At 55.5% G+C, this 23,379-nt stretch carries 25 protein-coding genes; 14 read left to right on the forward strand and 11 right to left on the reverse strand.

What is annotated here, in order from left to right:
- Positions 1–116: 116 nt before the first annotated feature.
- Positions 117–332, forward strand: coding sequence for a preprotein translocase subunit SecE (gene secE / locus RYZ27_RS10810; RefSeq protein ID WP_406679521.1), 216 nt, complete (start codon positions 117–119; stop codon positions 330–332).
- A gap of 10 nt (positions 333–342) precedes the next feature.
- A complete protein-coding gene (gene nusG, locus RYZ27_RS10815; protein WP_406679522.1) occupies positions 343–888 on the forward strand; it encodes a transcription termination/antitermination protein NusG in 546 nt (181 codons plus the stop codon).
- A 54-nt stretch (positions 889–942) separates the two neighbouring features.
- Here the strand turns inward: nusG and pgi are convergent, their stop codons facing one another.
- Complete coding sequence (gene pgi, locus RYZ27_RS10820) at positions 943–2,490, reverse strand: glucose-6-phosphate isomerase (RefSeq protein ID WP_406679523.1); 1,548 nt, start codon at positions 2,488–2,490, stop codon at positions 943–945.
- 288 nt (positions 2,491–2,778) lie between these two features.
- On the opposite strand from pgi, the gene tuf reads away from it, so the two are divergent.
- From tuf to RYZ27_RS10835, 3 genes are all read left to right on the forward strand, one after another.
- A complete protein-coding gene (tuf, locus tag RYZ27_RS10825) occupies positions 2,779–3,969 on the forward strand; it encodes an elongation factor Tu (protein ID WP_406679205.1) in 1,191 nt (396 codons plus the stop codon).
- A gap of 92 nt (positions 3,970–4,061) precedes the next feature.
- Positions 4,062–4,982 carry a 2-dehydro-3-deoxygalactonokinase gene (locus tag RYZ27_RS10830; protein WP_406679524.1) on the forward strand — a complete coding sequence of 307 codons (921 nt, stop codon included), beginning with the start codon at positions 4,062–4,064 and terminating at the stop codon, positions 4,980–4,982.
- Positions 4,979–5,611, forward strand: coding sequence for a 2-dehydro-3-deoxy-6-phosphogalactonate aldolase (locus tag RYZ27_RS10835; RefSeq protein WP_406679525.1), 633 nt, complete (start codon positions 4,979–4,981; stop codon positions 5,609–5,611). Before RYZ27_RS10830 ends, RYZ27_RS10835 begins: the two co-directional genes overlap by 4 nt.
- On the opposite strand, the gene RYZ27_RS10840 is transcribed toward RYZ27_RS10835, so the two are convergent.
- Positions 5,608–7,002 (reverse strand): peptidoglycan DD-metalloendopeptidase family protein, encoded by a 1,395-nt coding sequence (locus tag RYZ27_RS10840; protein WP_406679526.1) that lies wholly within the window; start codon positions 7,000–7,002, stop codon positions 5,608–5,610. The two genes, RYZ27_RS10835 and RYZ27_RS10840, sit on opposite strands and share 4 nt — an antisense overlap.
- Entirely contained in the window at positions 6,999–7,376 is a 378-nt protein-coding gene (locus RYZ27_RS10845; RefSeq protein ID WP_406679527.1) for a BlaI/MecI/CopY family transcriptional regulator, read from the reverse strand. Before RYZ27_RS10845 ends, RYZ27_RS10840 begins: the two co-directional genes overlap by 4 nt.
- Positions 7,377–7,590: 214 nt before the next feature.
- Between RYZ27_RS10845 and RYZ27_RS10850 the strand changes: the two genes are divergently transcribed.
- From RYZ27_RS10850 to RYZ27_RS10865, 4 genes are all read left to right on the forward strand, one after another.
- Complete coding sequence (locus RYZ27_RS10850; protein ID WP_406679528.1) at positions 7,591–8,250, forward strand: 50S ribosomal protein L25/general stress protein Ctc; 660 nt, start codon at positions 7,591–7,593, stop codon at positions 8,248–8,250.
- An 89-nt stretch (positions 8,251–8,339) separates the two neighbouring features.
- Positions 8,340–8,936 carry an aminoacyl-tRNA hydrolase gene (pth, locus tag RYZ27_RS10855; RefSeq protein WP_406679529.1) on the forward strand — a complete coding sequence of 199 codons (597 nt, stop codon included), beginning with the start codon at positions 8,340–8,342 and terminating at the stop codon, positions 8,934–8,936.
- 44 nt (positions 8,937–8,980) lie between these two features.
- Positions 8,981–10,702: a DNA polymerase III subunit gamma/tau gene (locus RYZ27_RS10860; RefSeq protein WP_406679530.1), complete on the forward strand. Its 1,722-nt coding sequence runs from the start codon at positions 8,981–8,983 to the stop codon at positions 10,700–10,702.
- A complete protein-coding gene (locus RYZ27_RS10865) occupies positions 10,699–11,022 on the forward strand; it encodes a YbaB/EbfC family nucleoid-associated protein (RefSeq protein WP_406679531.1) in 324 nt (107 codons plus the stop codon). Before RYZ27_RS10860 ends, RYZ27_RS10865 begins: the two co-directional genes overlap by 4 nt.
- On the opposite strand, the gene RYZ27_RS10870 is transcribed toward RYZ27_RS10865, so the two are convergent.
- On the reverse strand, positions 11,019–11,993 hold the full coding sequence (locus RYZ27_RS10870) for a GlxA family transcriptional regulator (protein ID WP_406679532.1): 975 nt from the start codon (positions 11,991–11,993) through the stop codon (positions 11,019–11,021). The two genes, RYZ27_RS10865 and RYZ27_RS10870, sit on opposite strands and share 4 nt — an antisense overlap.
- Before the next feature lie 84 nt (positions 11,994–12,077).
- Here RYZ27_RS10870 and RYZ27_RS10875 point away from each other — a divergent pair, with 84 nt between their 5' ends.
- Positions 12,078–12,758 carry a DJ-1/PfpI family protein gene (locus RYZ27_RS10875; RefSeq protein ID WP_406679533.1) on the forward strand — a complete coding sequence of 227 codons (681 nt, stop codon included), beginning with the start codon at positions 12,078–12,080 and terminating at the stop codon, positions 12,756–12,758.
- A 41-nt stretch (positions 12,759–12,799) separates the two neighbouring features.
- On the forward strand, positions 12,800–13,405 hold the full coding sequence (recR, locus tag RYZ27_RS10880) for a recombination mediator RecR (protein WP_406679534.1): 606 nt from the start codon (positions 12,800–12,802) through the stop codon (positions 13,403–13,405).
- A gap of 3 nt (positions 13,406–13,408) precedes the next feature.
- Here the strand turns inward: recR and RYZ27_RS10885 are convergent, their stop codons facing one another.
- Both RYZ27_RS10885 and RYZ27_RS10890 read right to left on the reverse strand, forming a co-directional pair.
- Entirely contained in the window at positions 13,409–14,560 is a 1,152-nt protein-coding gene (locus tag RYZ27_RS10885; protein WP_406679535.1) for a PQQ-dependent sugar dehydrogenase, read from the reverse strand.
- Positions 14,561–14,680: 120 nt separating this feature from the next.
- Positions 14,681–17,617: a TonB-dependent receptor gene (locus tag RYZ27_RS10890; RefSeq protein WP_406679536.1), complete on the reverse strand. Its 2,937-nt coding sequence runs from the start codon at positions 17,615–17,617 to the stop codon at positions 14,681–14,683.
- A 232-nt stretch (positions 17,618–17,849) separates the two neighbouring features.
- Between RYZ27_RS10890 and queC the strand changes: the two genes are divergently transcribed.
- Genes queC through queD form a run of 3 tightly spaced genes read left to right on the forward strand, consistent with a single transcriptional unit; the run spans position 17,850 to position 19,600 of the window.
- Positions 17,850–18,557, forward strand: coding sequence for a 7-cyano-7-deazaguanine synthase QueC (queC, locus tag RYZ27_RS10895; RefSeq protein ID WP_406679537.1), 708 nt, complete (start codon positions 17,850–17,852; stop codon positions 18,555–18,557).
- 15 nt (positions 18,558–18,572) lie between these two features.
- Positions 18,573–19,223: a 7-carboxy-7-deazaguanine synthase gene (gene queE, locus RYZ27_RS10900; RefSeq protein ID WP_406679538.1), complete on the forward strand. Its 651-nt coding sequence runs from the start codon at positions 18,573–18,575 to the stop codon at positions 19,221–19,223.
- On the forward strand, positions 19,178–19,600 hold the full coding sequence (gene queD / locus RYZ27_RS10905; RefSeq protein WP_406679539.1) for a 6-carboxytetrahydropterin synthase QueD: 423 nt from the start codon (positions 19,178–19,180) through the stop codon (positions 19,598–19,600). The genes queE and queD overlap by 46 nt, the downstream gene beginning before the upstream one ends.
- A 6-nt stretch (positions 19,601–19,606) precedes the next feature.
- On the opposite strand, the gene RYZ27_RS10910 is transcribed toward queD, so the two are convergent.
- The 5 genes from RYZ27_RS10910 to RYZ27_RS10930 all read right to left on the reverse strand — a co-directional run bounded on the left by RYZ27_RS10910 (position 19,607) and on the right by RYZ27_RS10930 (position 23,373).
- Positions 19,607–20,287 (reverse strand): hemolysin III family protein, encoded by a 681-nt coding sequence (locus RYZ27_RS10910; RefSeq protein ID WP_406679540.1) that lies wholly within the window; start codon positions 20,285–20,287, stop codon positions 19,607–19,609.
- A gap of 39 nt (positions 20,288–20,326) precedes the next feature.
- On the reverse strand, positions 20,327–20,860 hold the full coding sequence (locus tag RYZ27_RS10915) for a VOC family protein (RefSeq protein WP_406679541.1): 534 nt from the start codon (positions 20,858–20,860) through the stop codon (positions 20,327–20,329).
- Positions 20,861–20,863: 3 nt separating this feature from the next.
- Positions 20,864–21,508: a carboxymuconolactone decarboxylase family protein gene (locus tag RYZ27_RS10920; protein ID WP_406679542.1), complete on the reverse strand. Its 645-nt coding sequence runs from the start codon at positions 21,506–21,508 to the stop codon at positions 20,864–20,866.
- 192 nt (positions 21,509–21,700) lie between these two features.
- Positions 21,701–22,669, reverse strand: coding sequence for a hypothetical protein (locus tag RYZ27_RS10925; protein ID WP_406679543.1), 969 nt, complete (start codon positions 22,667–22,669; stop codon positions 21,701–21,703).
- Between the two features lie 266 nt (positions 22,670–22,935).
- Positions 22,936–23,373: a DUF1178 family protein gene (locus RYZ27_RS10930; RefSeq protein ID WP_406679544.1), complete on the reverse strand. Its 438-nt coding sequence runs from the start codon at positions 23,371–23,373 to the stop codon at positions 22,936–22,938.
- Positions 23,374–23,379 lie beyond the last annotated feature (6 nt).

Below are 23,379 nucleotides of genomic sequence, written 5' to 3' on the forward strand. Positions count from 1 at the left end.
CATCTTGCGTATCTGGCCCATTACACCCACCTGACTATACAAAGTCACAAAGCCGGAGTATGGGTCCCTTCATAACGGACCAACCGTTTACTCCCAAACAGTCAGGAACCTCTTCAATGGCCGACAAGGACAGCAAGAAAAGCGTTGACCCGATCACGTTCGCCCGCCAGGTGCGCGCCGAAGGGGAAAAAGTGACCTGGACCTCTACTCAAGAGACCATTCAGGCCACGATCATGGTGATTGTCATGTCTGTGATTATCGCCCTGTTTCTGTTCCTGTCCGACCTCGCAATCGGGTCAATCGTCCGGTTGATCACCGGCCTTGGAAACTAGGACTTTTAAGATGGCAAAAGCCAAGTGGTATATCGTTCACGCCTATTCCAACTTCGAAAAGAAGGTGGCACAAGCCATTCGCGACCAAGCCGCGATGAAGGGCCTCGAGGACATGATCGAGGAAATGGAAGTGCCAACCGAAGAGGTTGTTGAAGTTATTCGTGGTAAGAAACGCACCATCGAGAAGCGCTATTTCCCGGGCTATGTCCTGATGAAAGCGGTTCTGACCGATGATGTTTATCACCTTGTCAAAGACACACCGAAAGTGACCGGATTCCTTGGTGCCGATGGGGGTAAGAAGCCCCTGCCCGTGCCTCAGCGCGAAGTTGACCGTATCCTTGGCACAGCTGACGAGCCAGTTGAAGAACGCGCCAAGCCAACCATCATGTTCGAGATTGGTGAGGAAGTGCGCGTTAATGAAGGTGCCTTCCAGGGCTTTGAAGGCAATGTTGACGAGTTCGACGCCGAAACAGGCCGCCTGAAAGTGAACGTCTCAATCTTTGGCCGGGCGACCCCGGTGGATCTCGATTACACTCAGGTCGACAAGCTGAACTAATTCAAGCGGGCTTCGGCCCGCTTTTTTGATTGAGGCGTAGCAGCCAGAAGATCTCTATCGTTTAAGCTGATCAATCAGGCGCGCTGTGATCGGATCACTCGCGTGTTCTTCCCCGCGCAGAACAGGTTTTAAACGCCCTGCCATCGTCTTACCACGCTCAACGCCCCACTGATCGAACGGGTTCAGGCCCCAGAGTTTACCTGCCAGATAGGTGCGGTGCTCATAAAGCGCGAGCAGGCTACCAAAGGCTTGCGGCGTAAAATCCGCACAGGACAAGAGGGTTGAAGGCCGCCCGCCAGCATGCACCTTCTGGGCAGCGACGTGATCTGGCAGGTCCGGCTCAGCGGTTTTCACCTCTTCAAAACTGCGACCATTGGCGAGCACTTCAGCCTGAGCCAGGCAATGCGCGATCAGGGCCGTTTGCCCCTCCGGTTCAGCACCTTTGTCGAGCGCCAGGATGAACTCGGTCGGCACACTCTGCGCCCCCTGATGCAGCCATTGATGATAGGAATGCTGGCCGATTGAGCCTTCCCCGCCCCATAGGGCCGGGGCGGTTGCTCCGGCAACAGGGGCACCATCCGGACTTACGGTTTTACCATTCGATTCCATCTCCAATTGCTGGAGATAGGCTGGCAACATGCGCAAGCGGCTGGCATAGGCGAGCGCAACGCGCATCTTCTCCCCGCGAATGGTGGCGTTCCAGTAATCCAGCAGAGCCAGTTGTACCGGCATGTTTGTCGCCATGGGCGCAGTCTGGACATGGCTGTCCATGGCCTCTGCCCCAGCAAGGATGGCTTTGAATGTCTCCACGCCAAGCGCGATGATGCAACTGAGCGAGGCGGTCGACCATAACGAGAATCGCCCGCCAATGCTGGCTGGCATATCGAAGAGGTGCGCAGGCTGTTTGCCCAGCCATTCTGCAGCGCGCTGTGGATTAGAGGTGACGAGCGCGAGGTGATCGACAGCGGCCTCACCCAGACGCGCTTCAAGCCATTTACGCGCCCGGCCCAGATTATAGAGCGTCTCTTCCGTGCCAAAGGATTTTGAAACCCCGATCACCAGTGTCGTAGCAGGGTCCAGACCGTTTAGCGCGCGCTCAAGATCAAACGGATCAACATTAGCGGCAAAACGCAAAGTGATCTCAGGATGGGTTTTGTCAGCAAAGGCATCTGCGATCAGACGGGGGCCAAAGTCACTGCCGCCAATGCCAATATGCAAAATAGCGGAGAAGCGCTCCCCGGCGGGCGTCTTCAGCGTGCCATCGCGAATGCTTTCAGCAAACGCGAAAGCTGGCTGCAGGCTCGCCCAGACCGCCTTTGCTTCTGGATTAGTCGGTTCTGTCGTGCGTAAGGCCCAGTGCAGTGCGGGGCGATCCTCGGACGGATTGACGATTTCAGCGCTAAACAGCGCTTTGATCGCCTCTGATAGCCCGGCAGCTTCTGCCTGTTCCAGCAGCGCTGTTTCGACATCCCCGTCCAGATATTGCCGCGCGGTATCCATAGTCCAACCACAAGCCGTAAGGGCCGTCTCGCCGCGCGTCGTGGCAAGGGATTTCAGAGATTGGGCAGACAAACGGTCAGCATGGGCGATCAGGTCGGTCATGATTTAATCTGTATACAAAACCCTGAAAGCGTCACCCATGACAAGTCAGCTTGGGTTTATAGTGCGCAGACCTGATTTTTCAGTAAACGCCCATTTCACCCATCGTGCCCATATGGCAACAACCTCCTCGAATAATGCGGAAAACTGCTGTTCTGTGCTCGATACCGTTCTAGGCGCTTGAAACTGTGCGCGCCCATGTGTATGTGGCCCGCTTGAACGGGATTTTATTCGATCCCTGACGAAAACCACCTGTCCGGAGGGCCGGACACTGATTTGAAGGAGGCCCAGATGGCCAAGGAGAAGTTTGAGCGTACAAAGCCGCACGTGAACATTGGCACGATCGGCCACGTTGACCACGGTAAGACGACGCTGACGGCGGCGATTACGATGACGCTTGCGGAAGCGACTGGCGGTGCGGCGAAGTCTTATGAAGACATTGACAGTGCGCCGGAAGAGAAAGCCCGCGGCATTACCATTAACACTGCCCACGTTGAGTATGAGACAGAGAACCGTCACTACGCTCACGTCGACTGCCCAGGTCACGCTGACTATGTTAAGAACATGATCACTGGTGCGGCCCAGATGGACGGCGCGATCCTGGTTGTGAACGCGGCTGACGGCCCAATGCCACAGACCCGTGAGCACATTCTGCTCGCCCGTCAGGTTGGCGTGCCGGCTCTGGTTGTCTTCATGAACAAGGTTGATCAGGTTGACGATGAAGAGCTGCTTGAGCTGGTTGAAATGGAAATCCGTGAACTGCTGAGTTCTTACGACTTCCCAGGCGACGATATTCCGATCATTGCCGGTTCTGCGCTGGCAGCGGTTGAAGGCCGTGACGACAATATCGGTAAGGAAAAAGTCCTTGAGCTGATGGCGGCGGTTGATGAGTATATCCCAACCCCTGAGCGTCCGCTCGACAAGCCATTCCTGATGCCGGTTGAGGACGTGTTCTCAATCTCTGGCCGTGGTACGGTTGTGACCGGCCGGGTTGAGACCGGGATCATCAAGGTTGGTGACGAAGTTGAGATCGTGGGTATCCGCGACACGCAGAAAACCACCTGTACCGGTGTTGAAATGTTCCGCAAGCTGCTCGACCAGGGCCAGGCCGGTGACAATGTTGGTGTTCTGATCCGTGGTATCGATCGTGACGGCGTTCAGCGCGGTCAGGTTCTGTGTGCCCCGGGTTCCATTACCCCACACACAACATTCGAAGCTGAGGCTTACATCCTGACGAAAGAAGAAGGTGGTCGTCACACGCCATTCTTCACCAACTATCGTCCACAATTCTACTTCCGGACCACAGACGTGACCGGTGTTGTGACCCTGCCAGCGGACAAGGAAATGGTCCTGCCGGGTGACAATGTGAAGATGGATGTTGAGCTGATCCAGCCGATCGCCATGGACCAGGGCCTGCGCTTTGCGATCCGTGAAGGCGGCCGTACCGTCGGCGCCGGCGTCGTGGCAAGCGTTAAAGGCTAAACGCTAACGCGCATACAACCTAGAAAAGCCGCTCCTCATGGGGCGGCTTTTTTTGTGGCTGGATGCCAAGAGAAAACCGGTTAAACAAAACCATGAGCGATCTTGCACTGATCTGTGGCAATTGGGGGACGTCCAACCTGCGTGCCTTTGGGGTCTCTGCCTATGGCGAGATCATCACCGATATTCGTACTGGCCAGGGGGTCAGCGCCATCACACCAGATGAGCAAGAGGCGCAATGGTTCGACATGGTTTCAGACTGGCAGGCTGAAGCCCCGCAAGCGGTTCATATGCTGTGCGGGATGGTTGGCTCAAACCTCGGCTGGTTGGAGACAGGCTATGTCGATGCCCCTGTCACGACTGACGCACTGGCCAACGCCATTGATTGGCGCAAAAACGGCACAAGCACGCTGGGTATTGTGCCCGGTATTGCGGGACGGAGCTGGCTTGGCGAGCCAGAGCGTATGCGCGGGGAAGAGGTCGAGCTGATCGGTTGGCTCTCCCTCACAGAGAAAACGGATGCGGCACTGTGCTTACCGGGAACCCATACCAAATGGGTTGAGGTTTCTGATGATGCGATCACACGCTTCAACACAGCGATGACGGGTGAAGTGTTTGCTGCCCTGAGCACCACCACCATCCTGCAAGCTTCTGTCAAACAGGTCTATGATGAGGCCGCTTTTGAAGCCGGGGCACGTCTTGGGTTAGATCCTGAGGGGGGTGACACGCTGCATCGTCTATTTGCTGCCCGTGCACGTATTCTGGCGGGCGACCTTCTGCCAAAGCATAGTGAGGCCTTCCTGTCAGGGTTACTGATTGGTCGCGATATCGGGCCAGCCTGTGAAGCGTTATCCCTCTCCGGAGAAGTAGTGTCGATCATTGGGGCGGACGCTTTGAGTCAGAAGTTCAGCCAGGTTCTGAGCCTTGCTGGGATTGATACCGCAACCTATTCAAGCGAAACCTGTGTGGCCAAAGGGCTGGTAGCCCTCGCCAAGGCTGGAGGGGTCATCACATGAGTACCAGAGAAGCGGTTCGCGAGGCTTTGGCGACCTGTCCGATTGTTGCAATCCTGCGCGGCATCAGACCAAATGAGGCCGAAGCCATAGGGCAAGCGCTCTATGAAGTCGGTATTCGGATCATGGAAGTCCCCCTCAATTCCCCCAGCCCGCTGGAGAGCATTGCAATCCTCGCCAACACTCTAAACGGTCGCGCCATTATCGGTGCAGGCACGGTTTTGACAGCTGAAGAGGTGGACGCCGTTGCGGATGCCGGCGGGCAGATCATTGTCTCACCCAATACGGATCCGGCCGTTATCCGGCAAAGCCTTGCCCGTGGCCTGGAACCCATGCCGGGGGTTTTCACCGCCAGTGAAGCGTTTACCGCAATCAAGGCCGGAGCGACCACATTGAAGCTGTTCCCAGCTGACACAGGCGGCCCGGCCCATCTCAAAGCGCTGAAAGCCGTTCTGCCAGAGACAATCAACGTTCTGGCTGTTGGTGGGGTCAACCCACAAACCTATTCGGACTGGATTACTGCGGGCGCCAGCGGTGCCGGGTGCGGATCAACCCTCTACAAGCCCGGCGACACACCTGCGCAAACCGCTGAAAAGGCTCGCGCTATGGTGGCCGCCATTAGTGCTGGTTAGTAGCCCTTAACCAGCACGAGGCCGTCAACAGTCTCCGGATCGACGGGCTCATCATCAACCCAGACCTCAAAGTGAAGATGTGGACCAGTGGCACGGCCAGTCTTGCCAATCATACCGATTTTGTTGCCTGCTTCGACTTTGTCACCGACCCAGACTTTTATCTCTGACAATTGGGCAAAGCGCAGCTTGCGGCCATCCGCCATGGCAATCTCAACGGTCTTGCCATAATCGCCTTTCATATCTGCAAAGACGACCGTACCTGGCGCAGGGGCAAAAACATAATCCCCGATATTGCCTTTAATGTCGGTCCCATTGTGCCACTTCAATTGCTTGGTGAACGGATCTTTGCGTTCGCCATAATTGCTCGTGACCTTGGCAATCTTATGCTTGGTCACAGGGTGGGTGAAAGCAACCGTAGCACTTGAGGCGCCGCCGCTTACCTGTGCAAGGGCAATTGGCGCCATGCAGAGCGCGACGATCCCGCCCACAAGCGCAACTGACTTACGTTGCTGCTTTGGCTTTGCATCAAGCAAATGGCTCAGCCGCTCCGAGAGGCTCTTATTGCGAGGCGGGATAAACGGAGAAACCGGGATGGCTTGCGCCTGCATCGCACGAGCCATCCGCGCGGTACGTGCGAGAGCCCGCGCATAGCCGACCGGGTCCTTCAAAGCGGCGGCGGCTTCAGCATCACAGGCAGCCTCGCGCCAGTGATCAAGCTGTCGCTGCATCAAACGAATGAAGGGGGAGAACCAGAAAACAGCACACAGGGTGCGCTCGATCGGGCGGGCAATCAGATCACCGCGCGCAGCATGCCGACACTCGTGAATATAGATGGCCGGCAGGTCTTCTGCATTCATCAAAGGCGCAGGCACATAGACAGTCTTGCGCAAAATGCCTGCAATGAAAGGAGAACCGCAGGATGACAAACGAAGCTCAGGTGTGCGTGAAAGGCCAGCTGCCTCAGCCAATGCGGCGGCACGAGGCATCTGAGCGGGTTCAGACGCGCGCTTGATGCGTTGCAAGCGCATCTGAGCAAGCCCATAGCGGAACAAGTGAACGGCCCAGCCCGCGAGAACAAGCGCGATCAGGATCATGCCAAGATTAGGCAGCTCAAAACTGAAACCCGTCGCTGCAGCATCATCCAAAACGCCCGTATCAAAGAACGGCTTCCCCTCAAATGTATCCGGGATTGGCGTTGGCACAGGAGCGGTTTTTAGAAACGGGGCGGCCAGACACAAAGCCCAGGGCACAACCATAAGACCAGCGGCCGCTTGCCAAACCCGATGCGCGAACGGGGCATTGATCGGGCCACGCGTCATCGCAAAAGCTGCCAGGGTCAGGACCCCTGTCCAGATCAAGCTGAAAAGAATAAACCAGGTTACCGGGATCATGATCGTCCCTCCTCCTCGGCGGTATTGATTATGGCATCCAGCTCATCAAGCTCGGCATCAGACAGATGTGGGCTTTCGGCAAACAGAGCCGCTGGTATGGGACCATCCATGTCGAGCACTTTCCGGGCCAGCGTGCGCACAAGCGTGCCAAGGGTTTCAACACGATCAATCGCGGCTTTGAAAGTGGTCGGGTCAGTGTCAGGATCACGGGCAACCCAGCCCTTCTTCTCCATCCGCAACAACACAGTGCGGGTTGTCGAAAGCTGCCAGTTTTGCGCTGGCCCAATCGCTTCATGCAAATCTCGCGCGGTCTGTGGACCGCTCTGCCATAGATACTTCAATAGCGCGAGTTCTGACGCGTTTGGTTCGGCCATAATGGACCCTCTTTCCCTGTTACACACATGGCATTACACATGTAGCAAGTGATTTCGTCAAGTTACAGGATGGTGATGTGGCAAACCGGTTGTTTTTCTCAGCCCTGCCGTGTATAGGCAGCGCCTTACAGAAAGGGCGGCGAGAGGCCGTTCCTGTCAGGCTGTCACCACTCCAAAACATGGAGCGGCGGACTTCAGGGCGAAAGGAAAAACTATGTCCAAGCAAATTACATTTAATGTCGAAGTGCGCGAGCGCACTGGTAAAGGCGGCGCACGTGAAGCCCGTCGCAACGGTTTTGTACCCGGCGTGCTTTACGGCGGCGGTGAAGACCCAGTCGCGATCAACCTGAAAAAAGGTGAAGTGATCCGCGCGATCAACACAGGCCAGTTCCTGTCTTCAACCGCTCAGCTTGTCCACGAAGGCAAGAAGCAGCTGGTGATCCCACAGGCGATCCAAATGCACCCTGTTTCTGACCAGCCTGAGCATGTCGACCTGTTCCGCGTTAAGCGCGACCAGATCATTACCGTTGAAGTCACCGTGAACTTCGTCAACGAAGAAGCCTCACCTGGCCTGAAGAAGGGCGGCGCGCTGAACGTTGTGCGTCATGCGGTTGAGCTGAACGTCCGTGCCGACAGCATTCCAGACGAGCTGGTTGCTGACCTGACCGGTCTCGACATCGGTGATAACGTCAAGATTTCCAATATCGACCTGCCAGGTGGCGCGGAGCCAACGATTACAGATCGTGACTTCACCATCGCTTCTGTTGTTGGTCGCGGTATCTCCGCTGACGCCCAAGAGGACGAAGGCGCGCCAGAGGCTGATGAGGTTGAGGCCATCAAGCAGTCTGACGGCGACGACGCTGCTGAAGCATAGTGCTGAAAAGCATAGTACAACGTGCGGCGGGGTGGCTATTCGGCTCCCCCGCCGTATCTGTTTCTGGGGTTGAAGACGGGGAGAAAACCGTGGACCATATTCTGGTTGGACAGGGAAATCCGGACGCCAAATATGCCGGAAACCGACACAATATCGGCTTCATGGTCATGGACGCGATTGCCAGTGATTATGGCTTCAGCCCGTGGCGTAAGAAGTTTCAGGGGCAAGCCTGCGATGGCCGGATTGGCGGTCAGAAAGTCCTGCTGCTCAAACCGGAAACCTATTACAATGAAACAGGCCGGGCCGCGCGCGCGGCCATCGATTTCTACAAGCTGTCCCCTGAAGACGTTACCGTTTTCCATGACGAGATTGACCTTGCCGAAGGGCGTTTGCGGGTGAAGCGCGGCGGCGGCCATTCGGGCAATAATGGCGTGCGGTCTATGTTTACCCATCTTGGGCCAGAGGTTCGGCGCATTCGCATGGGCGTTGGTCATCCGGGTGATAAGTCGCGGGTCATGCCTTATGTGCTGTCAGACTTCGCAAAGGCCGATGAAAGCTGGCGCGATACCCTGATCGATGCCTGCTCGCGCGCATTGCCCCTTTTGCTGACTGAAGCTGATGAGCGCTACCAGACGGAAGTTATGCGGCTTGCTCCGGCCCCAAAGAAAGACCCCAAGCAAGCGTAAGCTGTCTTGCCGTCCCCCCAGAGTCCCTGCCATAAGCTAGTGTCATGAGTGACTCGCCTGAAACCGATGCTGAAGAGCGTGATGACCAGACTTTCTCCATGTTTGGAGAGGCTGAGATGGGCGCGCCACAGCAGGACGGCTATCAGGTCCTCGCCCGTAAGTACCGCCCGCGCCTGTTCTCTGACCTGATTGGTCAGGAAGCGATGGTGCGGACACTGACCAATGCGTTTGAAACTGGACGCGTTGCGCACGCTTTCATGCTGACCGGGGTCCGCGGGGTCGGGAAGACCACGACGGCGCGCCTGCTGGCTCGCGCGCTCAACTATACGCGCGAGGGACAGGACGCCCCGAGCATGGAGCTGAACCCACCCGGCGATTTCTGCAATGCGATCATGGCTGGCAACCATCCTGACGTTTTAGAGCTTGATGCGGCTTCGCGCACAGGCGTTGCTGACATGCGTGAGCTGCTCGATGGGGTGCGCTATTCCCCGGTTTCTGCGCGCTATAAAATCTACATCATTGACGAGGTGCATATGCTGTCCATTGCCTCGTTCAATGCCCTGTTGAAAACGCTGGAAGAACCCCCGGCGCATGTGAAATTCATCTTTGCAACGACCGAGATCCGCAAAGTCCCGATTACCGTGCTGTCGCGCTGTCAGCGTTTTGATCTCAAACGTCTTGAGACCGAACGATTGGCCGAGCATCTCGGCAAGATTGCTGAGAAAGAAGGCGCGAAAGTCACCGAAGAAGGCCTCGCCTTGATTGCCCGTGCCGCTGAGGGCTCTGTCCGCGATGGCCTGTCCATTCTTGATCAGGCGATTGTGCAAGCGCTGGATGGCGATCAGGTCAGCGGTGAGAAAGTCCGCGATATGCTCGGCCTTGGTGATCGCTTGCGCCTGCTTGATGCATTTGAACTCGCCATCGAGGGCGAGGCGCAAAAGGCCGTCACTGAAGTCGCGGACCAGATCCATGCCGGGGCTGACCCGCTGGTGATCCTCAAAGATATGCTGGAAATCGCCGCGGATATTGCCACGGTTCAAGCTGCTGGTGAGAGCTATACCCTGCCCGGCCCGGCGGACTGGACGACGCGCACACATGCTATCGCTGCGAAACTGACCCCGGCACAGGCGCAGCGCAATTGGCAAATCCTGCTCAATGGCTACCGCGATACGCAAACCGCGCCAGAGGCAGACACGGCCCTGCGCATGGTCATCCTGCGCCTTGTGGCCGCCGCCAGCCTGCCCAGCCCGGAAGAAGCCGCGCGTATGCTGGCCAATGGAGCGACAGGAGGGGCCACGAGCGCCCCGGGAAAGCCTGAAGCCGCAGCTGCGGCGCCTACCCATGACGGCCCGCTCAATAATCTGGATGATGTGATTACCCGTCTTGATGCACGCAAAGAAGTGCGCCTGTGGGGAGAAGTCCGGCAATATCTGCGCGCCGATACATTTGAACCCGGAAAGCTCATTTGCGCAGTGGCAAACGGCGCACCGCCGGACCTGTTACGTCGTCTGACCGACTTTCTGGAAAATGAAACCGATATGGACTGGGAAGTCAGCTTTGCTGATACCAAGGCCGAAACCGCGCGCGAACGCGAGGCGCGTATGCGCAAGGCACGGTTTGCTGCTGCCAAGGCGCATCCGACCGTCGCTGCGGCCCTCGCGGCCCTGCCTGGCGCAGAGATTATCGAAGTCGATGGCATCACCCCTCTTGAAGATGACGCTTTGCCCGACAATGTCGTGCCTATCAGACCGAAGGATACAGGATGACCGACCTTTCCAAAATCATGCAGCAAGCCCAGCAGATGCAGGAAAAGATGCAAGCCGCGCAAGCCGAGGTGGAGGCCACTGAAGCTGAAGGCATTGCCGGGGCAGGCCTTGTCCGCGTCGTCCTGAAGGGCAAAGGTGAGCTGGTCTCGGTCAAGATTGATCCATCCCTCATGGGCGATGACGCTGAGATCATTGAAGACCTGATCAAGGCGGCACACCGGGAAGCCAAGACCAATCTCGATCTTGCCATGGAAAAAGCCATGAAGAATGCTATGGGCGGACTTAGCGGAATGATGCCCGGCTTCAAGATGCCGTTCTAAACAGCGCGCCCTGTCCCATGCATCGTCTTCCAGACCGATGGTGACAAGCCAACCCGGCGTCTGAACACGCTGGTAAGCTGGCTGGCCGATGTGTAACCGAGGTCAGCAGCGACCGTCTTTAGTTTTACATCTGACTGTATCAGGGCTTTGGCGCGTTCAATCCGCAAAGTCTCAATGTAAGCTGCCGGGGATTGGCCAAGCCTCGCCTTGAAGTGGCGCTGAAACGTCCGCGTCGTCTGGCCTGCCTTCTCTGCAAGGACGGTAATGCTGAGCGAGGTATGCAGGTTTGCTTTTGCCCAGCGTATGACATCGTCATAAGGGGTAGCAGCATCACACTGACGCTTCATGGGAGTAGAGAATTGCGATTGTCCGCCTGGGCGACGCAGATAGAGGACAAGCCGCTGGGCAATTTCTGCGGCGATATCCGTGCCCAGGTCCTCTTCGACCATGGCCAGGCTCATATCGATCCCTGCTGTTACACCAGCTGAGGTCCAGATATGCCCATCGGTCACATAGAGCGCATCTGGATCGACGTCTGTGCTTGGATAGCGTTCAGCAAGCTCGGTAATATTTGCCCAATGCGTCGTCGCTGTTTTTCCATTCAGCAACCCCCATGCCGCCAGAGCGAAGGACCCTGAACAGACAGAGCCCCATCGCCGCGCCGTTTCAGAAACAGAGCAGGTCCATTCCTTGGCACGTTTATCGCGGATTAAGGCCAGCATTCCGGGTCTCTGATGACCTGCGACCAGCATTGTATCAACCCGTTTTGGATCAATTTCGCCAATGGCTTTCGAGCTCAGGGTCACGCTGGATATGGTCTCAATCAAGCCGCCATAGGGGGATACGACATCAACCTGATAGGTTGGCTGATCGGGCCTGGCATCATTTGCGGCACTAAATACTGCGGCAGGTCCTGTGATGTCCAGAACCTGTGCACCATGCCCGGCGAGAAGCGTTACGTGTTTGGTCATTGTCGTAAAATGACATGTTTTTGTCATTTACGCCATAGCGTCGAACGAATACCCATGCCAAAAGCAAAACATGAGGCACCGACAATGACTGATACGCCATACAAGATTGCATTTCTGATCTATCCCGGCATGACACAACTCGATTTCACCGGGCCATACGAAGTATTGCACCGTATGCCTGGCGCAGAAACAACAACTGTTTGGAAAACGACAGATCCGTTACAATCAGATTGCGGCCTGACCTTTACGCCAGCGCACACGATTAATGATCAGGTCCGGTACGACATGGTCTGTATTCCTGGCGGGTTTGCCTGCACGGACTTAATGGTTGACGATGAGATCCTGACATGGCTGCGCCAGCAAGCCGAAACCGCTGATCTGATGACCTCGGTCTGTACCGGCTCGCTCGTGCTTGCGGCGGCTGGTCTGCTTGAGGGGTACAAGGCTGGTTGCCACTGGGCTTGGGCCGAGCAATTAAAGGCCTTTGGCGCTGAGCCTGTACGCCAGCGCGTTGTTATCGATCGCGACCGCATCACAGCAGGCGGTGTGACGGCTGGCATTGATTTTGGTTTTCAGATCATCGCCAAAAGATGTGGCCGGGATGTCGCTGAAGCCATACAGCTGGGGATAGAATATGACCCAGAGCCTTTATCCGGCGGCACCCCCGAAACGGCGCGCCCGGAAATTCTCCGCCAGGTTAAAACGGCTTTAGACGCCAATAGTGCCAGACGGCAGGCCGCTCTGGATCGTTTAGCTGACCGCTGAACTGACTTGCCAGCCTTTGCGATTCCCGCATATTCGCCCGCATGAGCAAGTCATCCGCCGGCCCTGAAATCCAACGCATGATCGATCTGATTGCGCGCCTGCCTGGGCTCGGCCCACGCTCAGCCCGAAGGGCCGCGCTCTTTCTGCTCAAGCGTCAGGAAAGCCTACTCAGGCCGATGGCCGAAGCCATGGCCGAAGCGGCGGATAAAATTGAACAATGCCAGGTCTGCGGGAATTATGACACGCTGCAGCCCTGCGCGGTTTGCCAATCGACTGGCCGGGATGAAGGCCTTCTATGTGTCGTGGAAGATGTCCCAGATCTGTGGGCGCTGGAGCGCGCGCAAGCCTTCCGTGGGCGCTATCATGTGCTGGGCGGAGTGATGAGCGCGCTGGACGGCGTTGGCCCAGAAGACCTGACGATTGGCATGCTGGTCGATCGTGTGAAAGGCGGCGATATCCGTGAGGTGATCCTCGCTTTAAATGCGACGGTGGATGGGCAGACAACCGCGCACTATGTTGCCGAGCAGTTGGAACCGCTCGGCGTGACCGTCACCAGACTGGCGCATGGCGTGCCGGTTGGCGGCGAGTTGGACCATCTTGATGATGGCACACTCGCCACGGCCCTGCGGTCCCGGCGCGGGGTTTAGCCCCTAGTCCGTTTTCTCAACACGATAGACAAAGCCATCGAGGTCCGTCGTGGCGACATAGATCCCGCTTGGAGTTGAGATCACATCGCGATAGGCGACATTCAGATCCTCCAGCAGGTCCTCTGTACCGGTAACATTGCCCGCATCATCCAGCGCAACGCGAACCAATTTGACCCCGGCTGGACCATTCATACCGCCAATCAGCAGATCCCCTTTCCAGTCCTCAAACCCTTCGGTCTGGACCAGCGCCATGCCCGATGGCGCGATAGATGGCACCCATTTGACAATTGGTTGTTCCATACCGGGCGCTTCGGTTTGATCGGTGATGATCGAACCATCATAGTTGATGCCATACGTAATAGTCGGCCAGCCATAATTCTTGCCTGGCTCAACCACGTTCAACTCGTCTCCGCCTTTGGGACCATGCTCATGCGCGTACAGAATATCGCGAGTGGCATCATAGACCATGCCCTGCACATTGCGGTGGCCATAGGACCAGAGTGCGGGGTGGCCACTGCCATCAGTAAAAGGGTTATCCGCAGGCACGCTGCCATCCGGCATTACTCGCGCGATTGACCCATGCAGGTTTTGCGGGTCCTGCGATTCTTCCATATAGCGCCCCCCATCGCCCAGGCTGATCATCAAAGATCCATCGGGCAGGAAAACAAGGCGTGAGCCAAAGTGGAAACCCGTGGACCGTGGCGCAGCAGTAAAGATTTCCGTGACATCGGAGAGCGCCGTGGCATCCCCGGACAAGGTGGCAGAGATCACAGCAGTTGTATTCGTCTCTAGCGGACCCTTGGCATAAGACAGATAGAGCTTGCGATTGGTAGCGAAGCCTGGGTCGAGGACAATGCCGAGCAAACCGCCCTGTCGTTCGACCAAAATATCGTCTGGCAAGCCTGTCAGAGGCGCCTCAACCAGCCCGTCCGCCGTGATCAGGCGCAGACGCCCCTCGCGCTCGGTCACGAGCAGGCTACCATCTGGAAGCTCTGCGAGCCCCCAAGGAAACTCAAGCCCTTCTGCGAGTGGAACCAGCTTCAAACCATCCTCAGACACCAGGCTGCCATCGGCCAAAGGCTCAGGTGTGGCAGGCTGACCTGAACAGGCGGCAAGGGAAAGAATCGCAAGACTAGACGCGGCAATACGGAACATCTGATTTCCTCCAGAATGTGTTTGGCACAGAGATAGGACAAAGGGCCAAAAATGAAAGAAGGGCGGCCCTGAAAGACCGCCCTTCCCCTCTCCCCCTGTGGAGCCTTGGCCCCGGAGATTTTACCAGCTTCTGCCAAGCGTGATCCCGAATGTGCCAGGCTCATTCAGGAAGACGTTTGTAAACAGACCAGAACTGTCATCCGTCAGGTAAGCCCCGGTGATCACATCTTCGTCCATAAGGTTCTTGGCAAACGCTTCAACGAACCAGTTATCGGCTGTGTTAGCCAAACGCAATGAAACGTTGATATTATCCCAGCTTTCCAGCTCGTCTCGGGATGTGTTCCAGACACGGCTGAAGCTTTCGCCCTGAACATAATAGTCCCCACGAAGCGTCAACTCATAGTCACCACCGTTAATGTTCACCCAAGTGTATTCAGCACCCAGATTGAACGTGGTTTCTGGCGCGCCAGGAATGGCATTGCCGCTAATGTCCGTGGTAATCCCTTCAAACGGGGTGAGCGCACCGATTGTCCGCTGGGTACCGTCACCGTCCGTATAGGTCACGTCACCGAGACCGAAAGCAGCTTCCTGCCCCGCGAAATTGCCAAGGCACAGACCAGCCGTTGAGCCGGGATCCAAAGCACCACCAGCAATCGCGCCTAGCACGGTTGCATAGCCTTGCGCTGAGACAACACAATTTGCAAAGTTAAGGGCGTTCTTGAGAACCACAAAGTTCGGGTCCCCGGCTGTACGGTCCAGAACATCAACCGCATACTCATCAACAATTTCTGTATCGAGCAAACCAAGGTTGGCATTGATGGTCAGATTAGCAATCGGGCTCCATAGAGCTTCAATTTCCAGCCCTTTGATCTCAGCATCAACATTGAAGTTCACAGATGAGCGGTTGATGATCTGCGTAATCTGATAGCCTTCATAGTCATAGAAGAAGCCGTTGGCATTCAGCTGAAGCAGGCCACCTGCCAATGTGTTCTTCGTACCAAGCTCGAAGGAGTTGACGAATTCAGGATCAAAGAATTGCGGGAAGGCTTCTGCGCCGATCTGCTGTGGTGGGTTAATCCCGCCCCCCTTATAGCCTTTGGAATAGAAACCATAAATCAGCGTGTCTTCAGACCAGTTGAAATCTGGTGACCAGTCAAAACCAACCCGGCCTGTAACTTCCTGGAAGTCAACAGCGAGAACTTCCGGCTGGCCGAGCTGAGTTGCTCCGGTTTCGCCTTCTGGCACCACGTTCGTTGGCGTGAACAGAAGTGATGGACGGTTCAGCTGCTCTTTCTGGTCATCCGTATACCGAACACCCAGAGTCAGCTTAAGGTCGTCATTAACATCGTAATAGCCTTCCGCTAGGACCGCGAAGCTTTCCAGCGTGTATGGCGAGACAGAGCGGAAATAGTTACGACCATTGCCATCAGCATTTGACGCCAGTCCATCACCCGGATTGGATGTATCGATTGGAACTAGTCCGCCCAGAATAGAGGCTGCTTCAGCAGCGGCAACGGCTTGAGCCTGTGTAGCCCCACCGGCCAAAGCCCCCTGAAGGGTTGCCCCATAAATCGCATTATTGGTCAGAGCGACCGCAGTCAGCGTGTTACCGAAGACGAAGAAGCTGTCATTGACATCCCCACCGGTTTCAAAATCGACCGAGATCACGCCAAGGTTGAAGTTGAACGGACCATCGAAATCAGACTGCAAACGCAATTCATGGGTTGTCTGCTCAGTCGCCAACGAAGACTGGTCAAACGTACGGAAGATGTTTGATGTCCCAACCTGTGGGTCGGCAACGACACCGCCCGGGAAGAGTGCATTATACAGGTCAGCTGCCGGGCTAACACCTGGTGGAATCCCAGAGAGATCGTTGAAGGCCACCGTTGGTGAGACTTTGTTATAATCCTCAACTGAATCAACCGAGCTTTCATTGAAACTGCCCAGATAAGTCAACGTCAGATTATCTGTGACATCATATTGCGCCTGCCATGTATAAAGCGTCTGCTCTGCAAGATATTTCGGATCAATTGCGGAATCAATCGATCTGAGATCACCCACGGTTACCCCTTCAAACGCATTGCCTGTTAGAAGGCCTGCCGCGATGCCGAGACCACCGCCTAGAGACGCTGCTGAATTGGTAACTTCACGGCTCTGGTCAAGCGGGGCGTCCACACAACCAATCGAGGTGTAAATCTGATCCTCAGGTGCAATCGGTAGACCAGCAAATGTGGTATCGAACGGATCGCTCTTACAAAGTTGGCGCCCCGAGCGCAGACGCGAGTCATCTTCTTCAAAATGCTCAACACTGACCCATGTGCGGAAGTCTAGCGTTGGTTCCCAGGCCAGTGTGCCGCGAAGCCCGAAGAGTGAGCGATCATCGACATCATTGCCGGTCACCTCATTGGTGACATAGCCATCTCTGGACAGGCCAGAGCCTGCCAAACGAAGCGCAAGCGTTTCACCAATTGGAATGTTGACCATGCCCTTGAGCTTGGCCGTGCTGAAATTCCCAACTGTCGCGCGGACATCGGCCTGAAATTCTTCCATGACTGGCTTGGCGGTGATCACGTTGACCACACCGGCAGTCGCGTTCCGTCCATAGAGGGTACCCTGCGGTCCACGCAGAACCTCAACACGCTCAACATCGAAGAACTCAGCTTCGAACAGACGGTTCTGGGTCAGTGGAACGTCATTCTGGTGAACGCCAACCCCGGCATCCGTAGAGTTGCCAACTGCGTCGTTACCAATACCGCGCACCTTGAAATTGGCGCTGGTGAAATTGCCCTTGGTGAAGGACACGTTTGGAATCGATTTCACCAGATCCGGACCACCGGCAAGTTGAAGGTTTTCCAAAGCACTTTCATCAAATGCAGAGACAGCAATCGGAACATCCTGAATGCTCTCAGCCTGTTTCTGTGTCGTCACAACGACAGTATCAAGCGTGCGTTCGCTGCCTTCACTATCTTGTGCGCTGGCGAGGGGAACAGTGGCTGACATGGCCACCGCAGACGCCCCTGCCAACAAGATACAATTCATGCGTCTTGTGGATTTCATAAGCTAACTCCTCCCACGATGCTCTATGATTGAGCATCTGTGATATTTGCGTTTCCTCACGGGCGTCCCATCTTGTCGGGGACTACCTCAATCACCATGACAGGGTTACGTGTGACAGTTTGTCAATAATTGACCTAGGGGTAATACAATTTCAAAGCAGAGTGTGTGAATTCTGTGACACACATGCGAATGCAGCAAGAGTGCTATAAAAAGGGTAATAGGAGCCTAGCAAATGACCCAGACTTCAGCTTTGGTTCTCTTCTCTGGCGGCCAGGATTCTACCGTTTGCCTAGCCTACGCTATGTCACGGTTCGATCATGTCGAAACCATTGGATTTCACTATGGGCAACGCCACGATGTTGAAATGACCTGTCGCGAAACCGTACGTGATTCGCTTCGCGGTGCGTTTCCGGACTGGGCCAGTAAGCTCGGCGAAGATCATGTTCTGGACATCCCGGTTCTCGGCGAGATCAGCCAGACCAGCCTGACCACTGAAGCCAAGATCGAGATTGCCGAGAATGGCTTGCCGAATACGTTCGTACCCGGACGAAACCTACTTTTCCTGACATTGGCTGGCGCGCTGGCCTGGCGTCGCGGGATCGGTACACTCGTTGGCGGGATGTGTGAAACAGACTATTCAGGCTATCCCGATTGTCGCCGCGCGACTTTGGATGCACAGCAACTGGCGCTCACACGCGGCATGGACCGAGCCTTTAACATCGACACACCCCTGATGTGGCTTGATAAGGCTGAGACTTGGGCAATGGCAGAGCAACTGGGCGGCGACGCGCTGACGCAAATCATTATCGAAGAGACCCATACCTGTTATCTCGGTGACCGAACCCATCGCCATGACTGGGGCTATGGCTGTGGAACATGCCCAGCTTGCGAGCTGCGCGCGAAAGGGTATGAGGCATGGCGCGGGACTGTGCCCGCCTGAACCGGACCCCAGACGATGAAAACCTATTCTGTCAAAGAAGCCTATGTGACCCTGCAAGGGGAAGGCGCGCAGACCGGACGCGCTGCCGTCTTCCTACGCTTTTCTGGGTGCAATCTCTGGTCGGGACTGGAGAAGGACCGAGCGGGCGCCATCTGCAATTTCTGCGATACGGACTTTGTCGGAACGGATGGGGTGAATGGCGGGAAGTTTAAAGGCGCAGGGGCGCTGGCTGCGCATGTCAAATCTGTCTGGATGAAAGACGGGCCTGAAGGGGGACAGCCTTATGTCATCTGCACAGGCGGCGAGCCCCTGCTGCAGTTGGATGAGGAAGCCATCGCCGCTCTACATGCAGCAGGATTCGAAGTGGGCGTCGAAACGAATGGAACCATTCTGGCCCCGCCAGGGCTTGACTGGATATGCGTCAGTCCCAAAGCGAATGCGCCCTTAAAACAGGCATCAGGGAATGAATTGAAGCTGGTTTACCCCCAAACTGAGCCTGAAGCGCAGCCTTCATGCTTTGAACATATGCAGTTTGAGCACTTTTTCCTGCAACCCAAAGATGATACGGGCCAAGCAGAAAACATCGCGGCAACCGCCGCCTATTGTATGAAGTATCCGAAATGGCGATTGAGCTTACAGACACACAAACTGATCGGACTGCCCTAGACGTGGCGGGACAGGTCTTTGAAATCACCAAAGCGGTGCATTTCGAAGCGGCTCACTTCATGGAGCACAAGCCTGACGGTCATCCATACAAGAACCTGCACGGCCACTCATTCCGTCTCGAAGTGACGGTGGCTGGCACCGTGAAGCCACGTGAGGAATGGGTGCAGGATTTCTCTGATCTGACCGCGATCCTGCAAGAGACCGCTGGCAAGCTGGATCATTGCCTGCTCAACGAGATTGAAGGCCTGCAAGTGCCAACCCTTGAGCGCATCTGCCTCTGGGTGGCGAATGACCTGAAACCACGCCTGCCCGGCCTTGCCAAAGTCACACTGGCCCGGCCAAGTCTTGAAGAGCGTTGCACGCTGGTTATTGGCTAATCACGCTTAGATTGGCCCCTGCCCTGGCACCAGGACCACACCGATCAGCACCGCAGCCCAATGGGTTCCAGCCGCTGTCACGACATGCCCATGCCAGATGGCGCGATTATAGGTCAGCGACCGCATCATGTGGAAGATGACGCCCAGCGTATAAATCACCCCGCCAATCAGAAGCAGTAAGAGCGAGACCCAATGCACCGCTGCCAACATTGGCCCAAGGGCAATGACGACCAGCCAACCAAGCGCGATGTAAAACACCACCCAGAACCGCTTGCTGAGGCCCGGCAGGAAGAATTTCGCAAAGATTCCGAACGCGGCCAGGCTCCATACGGCCAAAGTCATACCTACGGCCCACCCACCTTCCAGGCGCTGGGTGGTGAACGGTGTGTACGATGCGGCGATCATCAGAAAAATTCCTGCATAATCAAAGCGCCGTAGACTTGGACGTTTCTGCGGAGATGCAAAATTATAGATCGCCGAGAAACTCAGCATGGCAATAATGCCCGCGGAATAGATGCTGACCGCCGCTACTCTTCCAAGATTTCCCGACTGCGCTGAGAGGATGATCAGGAAGAACGCCCCTACGATCGCGAGCACGATGCCACTTAAATGCACGGTGAGGTCCGCACACTTGGCCCCGCGTGTGGGATAGTGGCGAGGCGGATGAGAATTCGATGCTGTGGTCATACCCGTACCCTGCCACAAGCAGCGCTCAAACGCGATGGCTTATTGGGATTTCCCGGCTGGCCAGGGTTTCATGCCAGCGGGTGGTGGAGACGGCTTGAACTCCGTTTCACTCAAGGCGGCCAGAGCCCGCTCGCGATCAGCATCGTCAAAACTGCCCGTCGTCACACAAAACTCGACCATGTTGCCATTGGGGTCACGGGTATAGACTGAATGGCACCAATTGTGGTCAATCTCTAACACATCGAGGCCCGCCGCGTTCCAGCGATCTTTCCATTCCGCCAACTCTTCCTTTGAGTATGCCGTGAAAGAGATATGATTGGTGCCTGCTGGCAGGTTCGTCGACGCGTTCAAGTCATACTGGTGGTCGGCCTGTGTTGGCGTATCATGCAGCTCCCAGAACGCAATGAAGCGGTTATCATCCCCGTCCATGCGATAGAAGAAATGCTTGCCCCAGCCGCCTTCCATAATCGGGGCGATCTCAACCTTGACCAGTTCAAACCCCATAACCCCTTCATAAAAGGCATGGATCTCTTTCATATCCTTCGCCGCAAGGGCAAGGTGATGGTAAGCCATTGATCAGTTCTCCTTGTCGGTATCCACCATGCTCATGACATCTGCGCTGTCGCCTTCTGGCGCGGGGACTTCGACAACGCGTTCATCAACATCATCATATTCCAGCCGCAACGCCCGGCTCATCACCGCATGCATCATGTAGGTGCAGGTAATATAGGTCAGCTCCAGAATTTCCTCGTCCGAGAGATGAGTCTTTAGGGCTGCGAATACGCCATCAGGTACGCGTCCGCGCTCCAGCACAAGCGCATCGGTATAGGCGAGCACCGCGCGTTCGACAGGCGAGAAACAGTCCGCAACGGCCCAGTTCGGGATCGCTTGAATCTGGTCCTCGCTTAAACCGACATCGCGGGACGCTTTGCAATGCTGGGAAAAGACAAATTGCGAACCGACAGTGTACCCCGCCCGGGTCTGGCCGAGTTCGCGCAGTTTTGGATCAATCTTGCGCTCGGGGGAGCGATAGAATTGAAAGCCTTCTGTCGTGTGACGAAAGGCGTCCGGCACGATATTGAAAACGGTCCACCAATTGCCCGGTGTTCCGGTTGCTGTCCCCGGCTCCGCAATCGGATCGCGATCCCCGAATAATAGCTTGAAAATCGCATTTGCGTACGCATTCCCGGCCTCAGGGCCAGCCTGTTTGAGCCTTGGCATATCTCCTCCATGTGCATTTTTCATAGCACTTAAGAGATAGTATAGCCCCCCGCCGTCGCGGAAGCCCAGAGGGAAGTTCGAGAAGAAGTAATGCTTCTCTAGGTTTAGGTTTACCAAGACTTAGATTTCATAGTGACAAAGAAAAAGCCCGCAGCATTAGCGCGAGCTTACCCAGTTACTGCATAGCCTTGACTATTGGCGCCAGACAGCGACCCCAAAGCCTTTCTGATCATCCTTGCTATCATAAACAGTACAGTCATCTGAGACGACTTTTTTGCCCGCAAGCATGAGGGCTTGCCATTCCGCCTCGACCTCAGCACTCCGGCTACAAGGTAGAATATGCGTGAAAGCAACATTCTCCTGCTCGGAAAGGTCAATCAGAAAAAGCGTGATACTTTGTGCGAGAATTTGCGCGTTCACTTGTCGCGCCCGCTCCGGGCCATTGCGATCCGAAAGTCCAGTCTTGCTCAAGGCCCCGAAACGGGTTTGCGCCTGCTCGCGCGCGAACACACGGTCATCGAATTTCAGAGATAGATAATTCATCGGGTTAAGTTGTCTGGCGACCACTGTTGTCGGTCCGGCAATGAGAGACACGCCACTCGCCCAGAAATAAGCCTGATACACGTCGTCCCATGCGGCTTGAGAGGCTTCTACAATCTTGCCGTCAAAAAAGTCTGTAAGATCTTCATTATTATTGATCGCTTCCACAATCACCCCTTCGGAGAGGGCATAGCCTGCAAAGGCCGCTTGCGCTGCAAAGAAAGGTTTTGACGAAATATCATAGGCTAAACTGGCATCGTCTTCGTTCAAGCGTGGATACAAGGCGACAAAGTTTGACGAAATCTCATTCTCATAAATCTTTTGTCCGGTGCGACGATCAACAAGACGATAAATTGCCGTCGACTTTCCAGCCAGATCAGCACCGAAAAAGTCAGAGTCCAAGTCGCTAAACTCAATTTGCAGAGCATATCTGGCCGCAAGATTGGTCTCAGCCCGCAAGTCGGCGCGATCCAACGCCCAATGCAGCATTGGCTTAAACACCGCTTGGTTTGGTTCTTCAAAAAGATATGTCCGTTGTGACATACCTGAGATGTAATCAATTGTGATTGCCTCATGGAGGCGATCATCCGGACTCCAATTTAGAGCAACGGTATTGGGCATGCTGGGGCGTTGCCGCTCAATTGTGACCTCTTTAGACATGAATACTGGACTACCCATGACACTATTCTTTACAGCTTGATTATTTGCGCATGCCGCTGCAACCAAACACAATAGCGATACTGAAAGAATTTTCTTCAAGATCATGCTCCAATTTCCATGTGAAATATGGAGCTGCCTATAAATAAGATTAAGTTATACGCCGATTAACAAGAAAAGAAAACTCGCTCTTTATTTGGAAAATAACGCACAAAATGGAAAACTGGATCTCAGTTCAGCTTCTCATCATCACGCGGCTTTGCCGGAACGAAGGCGGGAGGGAGCGGTTCGGCTGGGACGCCTTCTTCTTTCAGCTCTGCACGCTCCTCGGGTGTGGTCTCACCCCAGATAGGTTTATTCTCAATCTCACCATAGTGCATGGCGCGGGCCTCGGTCGCAAAGCTATCGCCGACATAATCAAAATTGTCCGCCACGTGTTGGCGCGCCTTGGCAGCGAGTTTGCCGAAAACCTTTTGTGGATCGGGCGGCCCTGATTTCTTAGTGCCACTGACAGCCGGGGCCATAATCGCTTTGGCTACATTTGACCCATCACACGCCGCACAGCTTAATAAGCCACGGTCTTTCTGATCATCAAAAGCCGAAGACGAAGCAAACCAGCCTTCAAACTCGGCCTCACAGTCCTGACAGATGAGCGCATATTTGATCATCAGGCT

It is taken from the genome of Hyphomonas sp. FCG-A18 (assembly GCF_045287255.1).
Taxonomy (GTDB): domain Bacteria; phylum Pseudomonadota; class Alphaproteobacteria; order Caulobacterales; family Hyphomonadaceae; genus Henriciella.